This is a genomic window from uncultured Chloroflexus sp., assembly GCF_937951745.1.
GTDB lineage: Bacteria > Chloroflexota > Chloroflexia > Chloroflexales > Chloroflexaceae > Chloroflexus.
This window is the reverse complement of sequence record NZ_CALFBQ010000076.1, coordinates 11,224-24,241: the sequence shown is the minus strand read 5'-3', so window position 1 is coordinate 24,241 and position 13,018 is coordinate 11,224. Positions and strand designations below refer to the sequence as shown.

Annotated in this window: 12 protein-coding genes; 7 read left to right on the top strand and 5 right to left on the bottom strand. The window is 60.2% G+C overall.

Annotation, left to right across the window (positions count from 1 at the left end; translation table 11 throughout):
• Positions 1–137 precede the first annotated feature (137 nt).
• A complete protein-coding gene (locus tag Q1A59_RS16440) occupies positions 138–968 on the top strand; it encodes a hypothetical protein (protein ID WP_298403110.1) in 831 nt (276 codons plus the stop codon).
• Positions 969–1,071: 103 nt separating this feature from the next.
• Here Q1A59_RS16440 and Q1A59_RS16435 read toward each other — a convergent pair whose 3' ends face one another.
• The 3 genes from Q1A59_RS16435 to Q1A59_RS16425 are packed head-to-tail and all read right to left on the bottom strand — an operon-like array spanning position 1,072 to position 3,961.
• The gene (locus Q1A59_RS16435) at positions 1,072–2,115 is read right to left on the bottom strand and encodes an NAD(P)-dependent alcohol dehydrogenase (protein ID WP_298403108.1); all 1,044 of its coding nucleotides are present in this window, start codon (positions 2,113–2,115) and stop codon (positions 1,072–1,074) included.
• A 13-nt stretch (positions 2,116–2,128) separates the two neighbouring features.
• The gene (locus Q1A59_RS16430; RefSeq protein ID WP_298403107.1) at positions 2,129–2,902 is read right to left on the bottom strand and encodes a metal-sulfur cluster assembly factor; all 774 of its coding nucleotides are present in this window, start codon (positions 2,900–2,902) and stop codon (positions 2,129–2,131) included.
• Between the two features lie 12 nt (positions 2,903–2,914).
• The gene (locus Q1A59_RS16425; RefSeq protein ID WP_298403106.1) at positions 2,915–3,961 is read right to left on the bottom strand and encodes an amidohydrolase family protein; all 1,047 of its coding nucleotides are present in this window, start codon (positions 3,959–3,961) and stop codon (positions 2,915–2,917) included.
• Between the two features lie 214 nt (positions 3,962–4,175).
• Between Q1A59_RS16425 and Q1A59_RS16420 the strand changes: the two genes are divergently transcribed.
• From Q1A59_RS16420 to Q1A59_RS16405, 4 genes are all read left to right on the top strand, one after another.
• A complete protein-coding gene (locus Q1A59_RS16420; RefSeq protein ID WP_298403104.1) occupies positions 4,176–6,596 on the top strand; it encodes an ATP-binding protein in 2,421 nt (806 codons plus the stop codon).
• Positions 6,593–7,297, top strand: a complete 705-nt coding sequence (locus tag Q1A59_RS16415; RefSeq protein ID WP_298403102.1) for a response regulator transcription factor — start codon at positions 6,593–6,595, stop codon at positions 7,295–7,297. Before Q1A59_RS16420 ends, Q1A59_RS16415 begins: the two co-directional genes overlap by 4 nt.
• Positions 7,298–7,637: 340 nt before the next feature.
• Positions 7,638–7,817 (top strand): hypothetical protein, encoded by a 180-nt coding sequence (locus Q1A59_RS16410; RefSeq protein ID WP_298403101.1) that lies wholly within the window; start codon positions 7,638–7,640, stop codon positions 7,815–7,817.
• 185 nt (positions 7,818–8,002) lie between these two features.
• Complete coding sequence (locus Q1A59_RS16405; RefSeq protein WP_298403100.1) at positions 8,003–8,359, top strand: hypothetical protein; 357 nt, start codon at positions 8,003–8,005, stop codon at positions 8,357–8,359.
• Between the two features lie 144 nt (positions 8,360–8,503).
• On the opposite strand, the gene Q1A59_RS16400 is transcribed toward Q1A59_RS16405, so the two are convergent.
• Both Q1A59_RS16400 and Q1A59_RS16395 read right to left on the bottom strand, forming a co-directional pair.
• On the bottom strand, positions 8,504–9,355 hold the full coding sequence (locus Q1A59_RS16400; RefSeq protein WP_298403099.1) for an NAD(P)-dependent oxidoreductase: 852 nt from the start codon (positions 9,353–9,355) through the stop codon (positions 8,504–8,506).
• Positions 9,352–10,707, bottom strand: a complete 1,356-nt coding sequence (locus Q1A59_RS16395) for an NAD(P)H-dependent oxidoreductase (RefSeq protein WP_298403098.1) — start codon at positions 10,705–10,707, stop codon at positions 9,352–9,354. The genes Q1A59_RS16400 and Q1A59_RS16395 overlap by 4 nt, the downstream gene beginning before the upstream one ends.
• Before the next feature lie 134 nt (positions 10,708–10,841).
• Here Q1A59_RS16395 and Q1A59_RS16390 point away from each other — a divergent pair, with 134 nt between their 5' ends.
• Positions 10,842–12,053, top strand: a complete 1,212-nt coding sequence (locus Q1A59_RS16390; protein ID WP_299645246.1) for a hypothetical protein — start codon at positions 10,842–10,844, stop codon at positions 12,051–12,053.
• Complete coding sequence (locus Q1A59_RS16385) at positions 12,025–12,945, top strand: DUF58 domain-containing protein (RefSeq protein WP_299645245.1); 921 nt, start codon at positions 12,025–12,027, stop codon at positions 12,943–12,945. The genes Q1A59_RS16390 and Q1A59_RS16385 overlap by 29 nt, the downstream gene beginning before the upstream one ends.
• Positions 12,946–13,018: the final 73 nt, after the last annotated feature.

The window sequence follows — 13,018 nt, the reverse complement described above, 5'->3', positions numbered from 1 at the left end:
CTCGCACGATTGATAATTTGCGTATCGCAACATGCTATGATCGTGTAAAGCGGATATATTTTTGCTATGATGATCACGGCGATGGTTGAGTACGTTTGCTGGAGGAAAAATTGCGCAAAACACGCAAGGAGCTGCGTATGCAACGTCGAATGCTGAGCTATAGTATGATGATTTGCGGTGTGCTTGCGATGGTTATTGGGTTTGCTCTCTTGCCGCTGCCGAAACCATCAACCGCCGCGCCAGCGCTGCAACCGTCGCCGCGCCCAACGATTCCACCGGTGACCGTGTTGCCCGCAAGCTCACCAACCCCAATGCCAATGGGGCGCGTTACCGGCACGATTATCGATCTACGCACCCATGCGCCAGCGGCGCAGATTGCGGTCAAGATCGGTGATGCGGTCGTGTACAGTGATCAGAATGGCAATTACGATCGTTGGGTTGAGTCTGGCTTCTATACCCTTGCACTGCACCTAACCGACGAGCAAGGATCGCCAGCGCAGGCACCGTTGACAATTGCAGTCGGCCCCGGCGATACGGTCGTGGCTCACCTCTTCTTTACCAGTCCTAGCCTAGCTGAACCAGCAGCACCAGCCTTCACCATCGAAGCGCCAACCGAAGTGCCGACCGCAGCGCCGGTAGCGGTGATGCCTGAACTGCCGGCAGTGATTCCGCCCAAGCTGCCGTACACCGGTATCGCAGATACGCCCACTGCCGCCACCAGCCAGCAACCCGCCCACTTGCCGCGCACAGCGACGACAATCCCATTCAATGCCCAGTTCTGGTTTGTGGTTGGGTTTCTCTTGCTAGCGGGCGGGCTTGGGCTTCAGTTCTGGCCAAGCCGGCGGCCAGCAGCTCTTGCGCCGACAGATGAACAATTCCTTGCCAAGTTGCTCAGTACGCCGGTGCAACCGACCGATGAGGAGTTGCTACGCGAGTTGTTCACAAAGCAAAGCGCCGCTGAAAAGTAATGATGATGTCGGACAATGTGTACGGGCAGGTTTGAAATCTGCCCGTACTTTACGGAGCGAGGCATGCGGCGGCGATGCTACCGCATGCCTCTATTTATCACGCTTACGGCACAATCACCGCCCGCCCAGCAATCTGCCGATTCTTGAAGTCGTTGATCGCTTGATTGATCTGATCCAACCGGTATTGCTGGCCATGCAGCTTGACCCGCCCCTCGGCATTCAGCTCCATCAATTCAACTAGCTCGACGTAGTTGCCGACGAGGCTGCCCTCGATTGCGATTTCGGTGATGATCATGTGAACGGTGGGCACATGCACGGCGCCACCGTAGCCGACCACATAATGGGTGCCGCCTTGGCGCAGCATCTGCCACGAGACCTGCTCGGCGCCCAATTCACCTACGAAGTCGATCACGGCATGTGCGCCGCCATGCGTCAGTTCCTTCACCTCTTGCACAATCGTGTCGCCGCCATCGAGCACATAGTGCGCGCCGAGATCGCGCGCTAGCTTGCGCGCCGCTTCCGAACGGTCAACCGCGATGATCCGCGCTCCGCATAGCTCGCGCACCGATTGCAGCGCGATATGGCCAAGGCCGCCGACGCCAAGAATGACGCAATACTGGCCGGGGGTCAGCTTGCGGGCCGCTTTCTTGGCGACCCGGTAAGCGGTAATGCCGGCATCGGCCAGCGGCGCGACATCGACCGGCGCCACGTTGGGGTTGAGCTTGATCAGTGCCCGTTCGTTAGTCAACAGATACTCGGCAAAGCCGCCATCACAGTTGAGGCCGGGGAAGCTGCCGTGCTCGCAGTACATGTCCTCGCCGCGCCGGCAGCCGAGACAAACCCCGCACGAACGTAACGGGTGGCAGATTACCGGATCGCCGACTTTGACCGAGGTTACGCCGGGGCCAACCTCTTCCACCCAACCTGCATTCTCGTGCCCAAGGATGTAGGGCAGCAAGGTGCGTTGCGGGTCTTGAATATCCTTCCATACTCCTTCAATAATGTGCAGATCAGTGCGGCACAACCCTGCCGCGCCAATCCGCACAATCACTTCGCCGGGTTTGGTAATCTTGGGCAGCGGCACATCCTCGAGTTGGAGCTGGACGTTGAGATGTTCATCGTACTCGTGCAGACGAGCAGCGCGCATAGGTTTATCCTCTCTATCCAATCATCAAGCGATCGCCGACGCTAGAATGGTCGTGTTGCCGTTCGGGGAAGAACTGAGTGCGCAGCAAGCCTTCGCATAGGCTTGTGTTGAACGCGATATTCAGCCGGGCCGAGCGCGAGTAGCGTAAATACGTAGCCAATTCAGTTTCAGCGATTGATTGGCCTGCAACCGTAGTGAAGAGTAGCGCTTCCGCTGCAACTGAGAGCTGTAAACGCCGACGCTTGTGCAGATAGCGAAGAAGATCGGCTGCTGCCAGTGGCACTCGGTGTGGCGGTGGCGAGAGGATCAGGTCTTCCCCCTGCACCTTAACGTCACCGAGGCGTAATGTCAGAATCGCGTTATCGGCAAGTCCAGCCTGTCGCATCCGGCGGATTAATACATCCTGCCGGGCCAGAAAGCCTTTGACGTTGAAGGTGTGGCGCAATACCTCCAGATCAGCGTTCTGATCCACATCGGCGGGGAAGGTCTCGGCAAAGCTGCGCCCGGCATTAACGCCACGGTTGATCTCGTCTTCGAGGCAGTTGTTGCGGACGAGCACCGTTACCTGTATGACTCCCGGCACCCGCCCGACTTCATCGCGAATGTCTTGCGACATCATAAAGACGAAGTTAGGCGCGCACCAAAAGGTGGGGACAGTGTAAGTAACGGTAACGTGCCCATCAGCGATCTGCACCTCGTTGACGAAACCCAACTCAGTGATCGGCGTGTCGAGTTCGGGATCGTAGACCTCGGCCAGCGCGCGATTGATCTCGGCAAGCGTGGGCATCGGCAGTTCCTTTCAGACGGTGGCCGGCGCGGCACCGTCGAGCACAACCGGCATATTCCGCAATTGCTCCTTCTTCGCTTCCGAGTCGATCCCGTAGAGCCGGGCTGCATTCAGGCCAAGAATCTTCTCTTTAGCTTCCATCGTCAGCTTGACGCCAAACTCAGCCTCAAGGTCTTCGGGCAGCTCAAAGGCCATAAACTTCTCAACCAGCCAACCCGGTGTCCACAGCGCATAGTCGCTAGCAAAGGTCAACTTGTCGGGGCCGAGCCAGTAAAGCAGGTTCGCCATCACTTCGGCGAAGTAGCGCGGGCGGGAATGGATGAAGGGCATAGCCACAGCGAGGCCGCCCCAGACATTCGTCTCTTGGGTCGCAATCCAGCAGAAGTCTTCGAGGCGCGGCAGGCCACAATGCTCGACGATAAAGGTAAGACCGGGAAAATCAGTGGCTACATAGTCAACGTCGGCCACATCGAACGAGTCGCGATCGAGCGGCCAGATGGTCGGACCTTTGTGAATGTGAATGTTCGTGATCCCGAGCTTTTCGCACTCTTCAAAGAAGCGATAGGCTTCTGGGGTATTCAACTTCCACCCCCGCGAGCCGTTGTGCCACTCGGCAGTATACAGCTTGACGCCTTGAATACCGTACTGTTGCTTAGCTTGGCGCAACGCATTCAGGCCGAGCGGGCCGTCTTCGCCATGACGCGGGTCAAACGAACCGTTGAGAATCACGCGCTCCGGGAAGGCCTCTTTGAGCTGGGCGTTGCGCTCGATTGGGTTGAAACCGGTGTGGTAAAACTCGAACAGGTTGGTTGACTGCAAGATGCACATATCGACATAGCCCTCGACAAAGAGGTCGCGGGCCATATCTTCGACCGAATAGCGCTCGTAGTGTTCGAGCGTCCACACCTTATCGGGCGGCGAGAGATTCTTGTGGTAAGCATAGAAGCAATCAATCCAACCCTTGCCCAACTTGCCGCGCTGATTCTCTGGGCTAGCATCCCACAGATGGGTATGGGCATCGATGACGAAGATCTCGCGGCCATCAGCAGTGCGGTACATACACTCCTCCTGTCTCCGATGACATGCCGGTCACCACCATTGTGACGGTCGATTAGCTGCATGTGGGGTTGAGAGCATCGTAACAGGAAAAGGGAGGGGGCGCGGTGAAAAAGCAGTGAAAAAACCGGCGGCATGAGTAGACGAGTGCGGGGAGGCATGGTATAACCAGAGTATCCACACCCAATTCCAAAGCTTGCTCGCGCAGGGAGGCGTTATGAGCGAAGCACCGCTGCACATTGCCGCTCCGGGAGACCTTGAGACGCTAGTTTGGCGGATAGCTACGTTACGCGAGCAATTCATCGCCAGCGGCGAGGTTGACCTCTCGCCAATGCGCGCGGTGATCCGCGATTCATGGCAACGCTGCCGGACGCTGGCGGTCAATGCCGAGGTGCAGCTTGCCCGTTTTGCCACAACCAGCGATCGGCAATTGGCCGAGCTCCGTGAACGGCACACAACCTTGTTACGCGCGGCGAGCCCAATCCTTGCCCGTCTGCGGGCTACACTCGGCGATGCCGGGTATGTGATTGCGCTCAGCGACGCTGAAGGCACGCTGCTGGACGTGGACGGTGATCCGCACTGCCGCCGGCGGCTAGCGCGCAAAGGGTTACTGCCCGGCAGCAATTGGAGCGAAGCGGTGGCCGGCACCAATGCGATCGGGGTCGCGCTGACAACCGGGCGCGTGGTGCAATTGGTGGGGGCCGAGCACTACTGTAGCGGCTGGCAAGATGTCACTTGTACCGCCGCGCCGGTTATTCATCCTGATGATGGACAGCTGATCGGCGTGCTCGACATCACTGGCGACTACCGGTTAGCACGCCCGTTCCTCACCGGCGTCCTTGCGGCTGCTGCTGCCGAAGTGCAGCGCCGCTACCGCTTGGAATGGGCCAGACAACCGGTTCGCCCGCGCACCTTCTCCGGTTGGACGCCGCCCATAGCGAGCGAGATTCCAGCGCAGACGGCGACTTCCCGGCCCGATCGCACCGCCCAGCTCGCCACAGCAATGCGCGCTATCAGCAACGCCTTTGATCCACAGTACACTCCAGCGGTCATCATCGAACAGATGGGCCGCCTGCTAGATGCCACTGGGGTGGCTCTAGTTGAAGGCGCATCGATTGATCGCTCGCACGCCTATTTCTGGACTGCGCCGGGAGAATCAGGGGAGCAGGCGCTGGCGATCTTACAAGCGGTGGTGCGCGATCCGGTTGCACTGGCATGGCGATCCATCCCTGAACCATTTGTTTACATGCCGCACCTGTTGCCAAAACTAGCCGGATTTCCGCTTCCTGATATTGGCGGTGTCATACTGGTGACGCGCCCGGCCCAATTATGGATGGCGACTGAGCAACAATGCGGCGCGATATTGGCGACTCATGGCGCGGCGATGCTGCGCTACGCCCGGCTGTACAACGACTTGCAGGCCTATGCCGCCCAAACCGAGGTCATTAACTCACTGGTCTTTTTTCTCAGCACCTTGCTCGATCCGGTGCGCCAGCTTGATATAGTCGTGCAACGCATCCTCGCCATCACCCGGCTCGACGCTGGGTTGATCGCACTGAAAGAAGATCAGCGCCTCACCATTGCCGGCACACTGCAGAGCGCCATCGATCAAGCGCAGATAGCAGCCCTGATCGAGACCGTCTTTGCCACCGGCCAACCAGCGTGGCTCTGCCGGCGCCATGCCGCGACTGAACCACTGCCGTGGCCGTTAGCCGATTTTTGCGATCTGGTGGTGCTGCCGCTAATGGTGAATGCCACTGGCGCTGGCGTACTCGTGATCGGTAGCCACGCTCACCGCCATATCAGCGGCGAAGATTTGAGTTTGTTGCTCACCATTGCGCAGCAATTGGGGTTGGCGCTGAGCAATGCGCGCCTGCGGCAAATAGCGAGCGAGAACGAGGCATTACGGCAAGCCAATCAGCTTAAGAGCGCCTTTCTAGCCAGCGTCTCGCACGATCTACGCTCGCCGCTAACCGCCATCCGCGCCTCAGTTGAGGATCTCCTCGACCGACAGCATGCCGTTTCGGTGACTGAAAATCGGGCCTTGCTGTGCAATATCGCCCGCGAAACCACCCGCCTCAGCCGGTTTGTCGATCAACTGCTCGATCTATCGCGTATCGAAGCCGGAACCTTGCCGATCGACCGCGAGTGGGTTGAGCTGGCAATGCTGGTGAAGGATGTAGTAACGAGTTTTGGCCAGCACGATCCAGGATGCCGCATCGAAACCTTCATCTCGCCAACCTTGCCGCTACTCTACATTGATCCGATCTTGCTGGCGCAGGTGTTGTGGAATCTGATCGAAAATGCGCACAAATATGGCCCACCAACGGGGCCGGTCACAGTGGAAGCCTTCTGCACCAGCACCCAGTTGGTGATCAGCGTCGGCGATCGCGGACCGGGGATTCCGCCCGCCGAACGGCAGCGCATCTTTGAACGGTTCTACCGGCTCGAACGCGACCGGCGCAGTCATCGCAGCGGTAGCGGGCTGGGGCTAGCCATCTGTCACGGTATTGTCACCGCCCACGGCGGCAAGATCTGGGTTGATGATCGTCCGGGGGGTGGGAACGTGTTTCGGATCGTGTTACCACTGGTGAGCGACGAACCGCCAGTGTGGCTGGGTGATGACAAGTCAGCATGAAACAGCGCATTCTAATTGTCGATGACGATCCGGGGATTGTCGCCGCGATCACGCCGGCGCTGCGGGCGCAAGGTTACGAGGTGTCCGCTGCCCATGACGGCGAAACGGCGCTGGCAGCGTTCCGGCAGGTGGGGCCGCATTTGGTGCTGCTTGATCTGGTGATGCCGAAACTGGGCGGTATTGGCGTTTGCCAGCAGATTCGCCAGCAAAGCGCAACACCGATCATCGTCGTGAGCGTCAAAGGCGCGGAAGCTGATATTGTCACCGCGCTCGACAATGGGGCCGATGATTATCTGGTCAAACCCTTCAGGCTGAGCGAATTGCTGGCCCGGATTCGGGCCGTGTTGCGGCGAAGCCGTGCCCCACAGCCGCTGATCCAATGCGCCGATTTGGTGATCGACACCACCCGGCGGATCGTCTTGCGGCAAGGTCAACCAGTGAGCTTAACCCCGATCGAGTACGCCGTGCTGGCCGAACTGGTGGCGCACCGCAACGGCGTGGTCACGGCGCGCCAAATCGTGCAGCGGGTATGGGGTCCGCAGTATGCCGACGCGACCGATTACGTCAAAGGTGTCATCCGGCGGCTGCGAGTCAAACTCGAACCCGATCCCGCCCACCCGCGTTACATCATCACAGAACCGCACGTCGGCTACCGGTTCAACGACGCCTCCGGTACGGTATCGTCGCCGTCATCGCCGTAGGAATAGTGCGGCGCAATGTCCTGAAAGTAAGAACATTGTAGCGCAATGTCCCTCCCTCACAGAATCGCAATCCGAATGCCCCCCACGGTTTAACGCCCGCTGTACTTATGGCAACAGACGGGTAGCTCAGCATGCACCGCAATCAGCTCACGCCATTGACATCACGATACGTTCCAATAGTATCGTTCGTTCGAGTCAATACGTCGTCTTTATAATAGCGAAGGAGGCCGTTTTGTTCGAAAGCGCACCAAGCGACAGAGCCACGCATGCAGGTTAGGCAATGCAACGACAATCGTATCTTCAGGAACCACTGTATCGTTTTGTGAAAGGAAGCTGACTTATGCGCATCCGAACTGCAATCATCGCCGTTATCGTTACGCTCAGTCTCTTCCTCAGTGGCATGCGCGCCGCTATTTATGCGTCGCTCTCCGCTATCCCCGCGGAACGCCTGCTTAACCCCGACGGCACCCTGCGAATTGACAGTGCCTCCAGCGGCACGCTTGACGTGAGCGGCTGGTAGGTCGCCCTCGACCCGCAGCGAGGAGCCGTTTTCCAGTCCCTTGCCAGCGGCGCTGCGCAACGGACGAACCTCAGCGCTAATCCCAACACGCTGAACCGCTGGGTCTCCGCCCTCGTGGTGAGCGGTAGCAACCTGTACGTGGCGGCGACTTCTTCGACGCCGCCGGTATTCCTCAAGCCGATTACGTGATCGCTTACCTCGTACTACCATCGGTACAAGCCATCACCCGCATCAAGCCAAATTCCATCAACAATACCAGCGTGCAGTTCCAAGTCACCTTCGATGAACCGGTAGCGGAGGTGGACACCGCTGACTTCGCCCTGACCGCCACTGGCACGCTCAGCGGTGCGAGCATTACGAATGGCAGCGGCGCGACGTACACAGTCATTGTCGCCGTTGGTGCTGGCACGCTGCGCCTCGACATACCGGCTAGCGCTACGATTGCTGACTTAGCCGGGTTGAGTGTGAACAACCTCCCCTTCACGACGGGCGAGAGCTACCTTATCCCTGCGCGGATTTACGTGCCGCTGGTACAGCGGTAAACACCGGTCGGAACGGCGAATTCACGGGCCGGGAGCGTGCTGCTCCCGGCCCGATGGTTGTCCATCACCCCGGCATGCCGCGCGCCACGTACCGCGTCTGCCGGCAACACCGTAGCGGTGTAAGGCTATGAAGGCGCAATGTCCCTACGAGGTCACCTTTTGCGCTAACAACATATGTAATGCCGAATGGTCAAGATCGCCGTGCCCACGCGCAACCAACGTCTCGTAGCGGGTGATGGTATCGCGCAAGTGAGGCAGCTCGATCCCTGCTGCTGCCGCCATCGCCGCCGCCATGCGCAAATCCTTGAGCTGCGTCGTTACTTTGCCACCGGGGATGTAGCGTCGCGCTGCCATGCGCGCGCCGTGGATCTGCAACACTTTCGAGTCGGCAAAGCCACCGGCCAGCGCGGCGCGGAGCAGTGCCGGATCAAGGCCATACGCCTCGGCTAAGACGGTTGCTTCGGCGACAGCCTGTATGGTCAAACCGACAATCAGTTGGTTGATGACTTTAGCAGTATGGCCAGCCCCAGCCGGGCCAACGTGAGTCGGTCGGCCCAATGCGCTGAGTATTGGCCACGCCCGCCCCACATCAGCATCCGCGCCTCCCACCATAATCGCCAGCGTACCTGCTGCCGCCCCTTCTGGGCCACCCGACACCGGCGCATCAACCCACCCAATCCCGCGCGCGGCCAGTGTCGTCGCGTGTGCCTGTGAACGCAGCGGGTCGGAACTACCCATATCGATCACCAATTGGCCGGGTTGTAACAGCGGATCAAGCCGTGAGAGCAGATCATCAACTGCCGCCGAGTCGCTCAGCATCAGAATCAGCACATCCGCGTGCGCCGCTTCCGCGAGCGTGGTCGCCAGCGGAATCCCGGCGGTAAGTTCGGGATCGAGCGGCGAGCGATTCCAACCCACCAACGACCAACCGGCAGCCAACAAGGTGCGGGCCATCGGCCGGCCCATCAAGCCAAGACCAAGCAACGCCACCGTCATTGGGCCACCCCCGGCGCCATTGTGCGCTCCATCAACCGGCGCAAGCGCACGGTGGAATGGTTCGTTTCGTAGGCGACATCATCCCAACGCACCACAGCCCCGGCTGGAATCGGGCGCAGGGTACGGATGCCGTGAGCAAGACCGATCGGCAACGCGCCGGCAGCCACCGAATCGGCAGCCGGCATCAGCTTACCGTACACCGTGTAGCCACCCTCGCCATCGAGCGCCTCACCCTCGGCGAGATCACGCTTAGCCACCGCCACCACATCACCCAGAAACGCTTGCGGACAACCGGTCGCCTCGTGGCGCAAACCCACCCGCAACACCGAGATCGGCAACTCAAGGCCGATCAAGTGGTAAGGACGGTAGAGCGCGCTGTAGACGCCGCTTGAATCGGTGACAAGACCATATTCGGCAAAACAACGCCGCACGTAGTCGTCGGGCGCGGCAAAGACCACGTAGACTCCCCAGCGCAGATCGCGGAAGACTGGGCGGCCATCGCGTTCGAGCGACGAGACCACCTCAACGGTGCCGGCGTGGGCCAGTTGACCGCCAGCCGTCTGCGGGCGCAAGACGTGAGCTAAATCATCGACCCCGCACGGCGGGAAGGTAAGGCCATGGGGTTGCGGGTGCAAATGGCATGCATTCGCCACCGCCGCCATCTCGATCGCCGACTTGGTACCGTCGAGAAAGGAATTGAACATCTGCGGGTTCATTCCGCCAGCGGCAGCCTGCTCGGCGCTGAGACCGTAATACTGCCAGACAGTTTCTGGCGTGCTTTGGTGGTAATGGGGCAGATAGCGCGTGCCTTTACCGGCGCAAATCACCTCAAAGCCACAAGCCCGCGCCCACTCCACCTGCTCGGCAATCAGGGCCGGCTGATCGCCATAAGCCAGCGAGTAAACAACGCCAGCTTCGGCGGCGCGGCGAGCGAGCAACGGGCCAACCAGCGCATCAGCCTCGACATTCACCATCACAATGTGGCGACGGTGCTCGATCGCGAGCAGACAGTGCGCCACCCCCGCCGCCGGCACGCCGGTTGCTTCGACGATCACATCAAGGCCATCGGCGGCAATTAACGCTGCGGCATCGTCACCTACATACGTAGCACCGGTCTTGAGCGCATCGGCTAGCGATCCCGCAGCATATTGTTCGACAGGCCAGCCGGCCCGCGCCAGCGCCGCCCGCGCCCGATCGGGCGCCAGATCGGCGACGCCAAGCACGTGCAAACCGGCCACCCGGCGAGCCTGCGCCAAAAACATTGTGCCAAACTTCCCGGCCCCGATCAAGCCTACCCGCAACGGGCGCCCCTCGGCCACCCGGCGAGCCAGCAGCGCGAGCAGATCATTCATATCCCTTCTCCTTATGTATGCACCCACCATAGAAAAAAGAGACAGGGGATATTGGCCCGCCTCCCTCATCGCTACTCCCAAAAACTCATCGGCGTGTCATATTGTACCCGATCTGATTGTGGTACACTGCTAGTATGCAACACCAACTCGCGCAACACCTCCGCCAACTCAGCGCCCAACGCTGGCGCCAGCACGCGATCGAAACACTGGTGCGCACCGTCAGCATTGGCTTCATCATTGCCTGCATTGGCACCATCTTGCCAATATTAGGGATCGCGCCATTAGCCCGCCCGCTGCTGGGGTGGATCATTGCCGGCAGCGCCATTCTTGGTGGTATGCAAACGCTAGCCTTCCGCTTAACACCCCAAATCGCGGCCCGGCGGCTCGATCGCCGGTTTCGGTTGCAGGAGCAATTGAGTACCGCGTTGGAATTGAACGGCGAGCCAAGCGGGGTCGCGGCCCAGCTAGCGCAGCAAGCCCAAGAGAGTGTCAAACGCATTCAATATTATGTCAATCGAACACGACAGCCGCTCTGGCCGGAAGCGTTGATGTTAAGCGCGCTCCTGCTAGTCTTGGCTGGATTGCTGGCACTGGTGGAGCGACCGATCCCGCCGGTTGGCAGCGCTGAGCCGTTACCTCCTTTAAACCGGCCCGATCCAGTGGTCGACGCACCCGCGCCGGAGCCGCCACCGCTCGCCGGGGAGCCAACCGCTCTAGGTGGGACTGATCCGGGTGTATTGTCGGCGCTCGCCGATGCGTTGCGTGATCAGAGCATTACCCGCCCGGCGGCTGAGGCGTTGGATCGGGGTGACATTGCCGGCGCGGCTGATGCATTGCGTGAACTGGCCGATCAGATGGGCGAGATTTCGCCGGCAGCGCGAGAAGCCATAGCCCAAGCGTTGCGGGAAGCGGCGCGTGACATTGCGCAAGTGCGGCCCGATCTGGCCGATCAGATGCGAGCTACGGCTGACGCACTGCAATTCGGCGATGCGCTGGCCGGCGCCACCGGAGTTGAGGCGCTGGCCGATGCGCTCGAGCGCCAACCAGCCGTGCCGGTAGCCGATGGCGGCGGCGGCGGGGCCGGCAACGCTCCCGGCAGTCAACGCCGTGAGCAAACGTTTAGCCCGCTGGGTGCCGATGGCAGGCCGTTCGAGCTCGAAAGCAGCGGCACCGGTCAAATATCGGCTGCTGGTGCAAACACGGGGCAAGCTGGCAGCGACCAGCCGGGTGGATTATCGATCCGGTCGAGCAGCAACAGCGCCGGCGGCCCCGTGCAAGCTGCCGACGATCCGCTGCATATTCCTTCGGATGTACGCGATGTGGTTCGCAACTATTTTTCGCCGTAAACCGGCTGTCGTTGAACCGCCTCTGTTTGATGAAGCCTTCTTGCGCCGGCTTGAACGGCTCAGCCTGCAGGCGCAACGCACCCTACGCGGCACGCCAACTGTGGGCCAACACCCCAGCCGCCAGCAGATGCCGGCGATCATTTTTAATGACCATCGTCCTTACGTGCATGGCGATGATCCGCGCTATCTCGACTGGCATGCCTACGCGCGCCAAGAACACTTGCTGGTGCGCCTAGGTGAGATCGAGCAAGAGGTGGCGGTGAGTATGATCGTTGACACCTCGCGCAGTATGGCAACCGGTGAACCAGCACGACTACGATTGGCGCTCCAATTGGCTGGCGCGATTGGTTATCTTGCGTTAGCCCATGGCGATCAGGTTACGGTGTTGGCTAGCGGGCAAACGGGGCCAGTGTTCGGGCCGGTGCGTGGCAAAGCACTGGCCGTCAGCCTTTTTCGTCACCTGCGCGCGCTGGCGCCGGGCCATCAGACCGATCTGGCGCAAGCGACGCAGCAAGTCGTGCAGCGGCGACCACAGGGCGGATTGGTGCTCGTGATTTCCGACCTGCTGACGCCGATGCCAATTGAAACGATTGCTCAATACTTACCGGCTCCACGTTGGCAAGTGCTGGTGTTGCATTTGCTGAGCCAAGCCGAGTTGGAACCAACCCTGTATGGCTCGCTCGAGTTAGTTGATAGTGAAACGGGTGAGCAGTTGGTGATCGACCTTGATGACGAGACGCTGGCTGCCTATCGTGCGGCGGCGCATGCATGGCGTTCAGCGATTGCTCAGCGCTGCACTGCGCGCGGGATGGCGTATGCGCCAGTGATGGTGAATTGGCCGCTCGAACGCCAGATCATCCCGTTTTTGCGTGTGCGACGGTTTTTAGGGTAATGGTAAGGGTGCGAAGGGCTGGAAACGCAAAGGTGCCAAGAGCACCAAGGACGTGAAGGAAGCATACTGTGAG

Bases quoted from the DNA above. Each gene is read 5' to 3' on its own strand.
- Q1A59_RS16440 (WP_298403110.1), top strand. From the start codon at position 138: ATGCAACGTCGAATGCTGAGCTATAGTATGATGATTTGCGGTGTGCTT.
- Q1A59_RS16435 (WP_298403108.1), bottom strand. From the start codon at position 2,115: ATGCGCGCTGCTCGTCTGCACGAGTACGATGAACATCTCAACGTCCAG.
- Q1A59_RS16430 (WP_298403107.1), bottom strand. From the start codon at position 2,902: ATGCCCACGCTTGCCGAGATCAATCGCGCGCTGGCCGAGGTCTACGAT.
- Q1A59_RS16425 (WP_298403106.1), bottom strand. From the start codon at position 3,961: ATGTACCGCACTGCTGATGGCCGCGAGATCTTCGTCATCGATGCCCAT.
- Q1A59_RS16420 (WP_298403104.1), top strand. From the start codon at position 4,176: ATGAGCGAAGCACCGCTGCACATTGCCGCTCCGGGAGACCTTGAGACG.
- Q1A59_RS16415 (WP_298403102.1), top strand. From the start codon at position 6,593: ATGAAACAGCGCATTCTAATTGTCGATGACGATCCGGGGATTGTCGCC.
- Q1A59_RS16410 (WP_298403101.1), top strand. From the start codon at position 7,638: ATGCGCATCCGAACTGCAATCATCGCCGTTATCGTTACGCTCAGTCTC.
- Q1A59_RS16400 (WP_298403099.1), bottom strand. From the start codon at position 9,355: ATGACGGTGGCGTTGCTTGGTCTTGGCTTGATGGGCCGGCCGATGGCC.
- Q1A59_RS16395 (WP_298403098.1), bottom strand. From the start codon at position 10,707: ATGAATGATCTGCTCGCGCTGCTGGCTCGCCGGGTGGCCGAGGGGCGC.
- Q1A59_RS16390 (WP_299645246.1), top strand. From the start codon at position 10,842: ATGCAACACCAACTCGCGCAACACCTCCGCCAACTCAGCGCCCAACGC.
- Q1A59_RS16385 (WP_299645245.1), top strand. From the start codon at position 12,025: ATGTGGTTCGCAACTATTTTTCGCCGTAAACCGGCTGTCGTTGAACCG.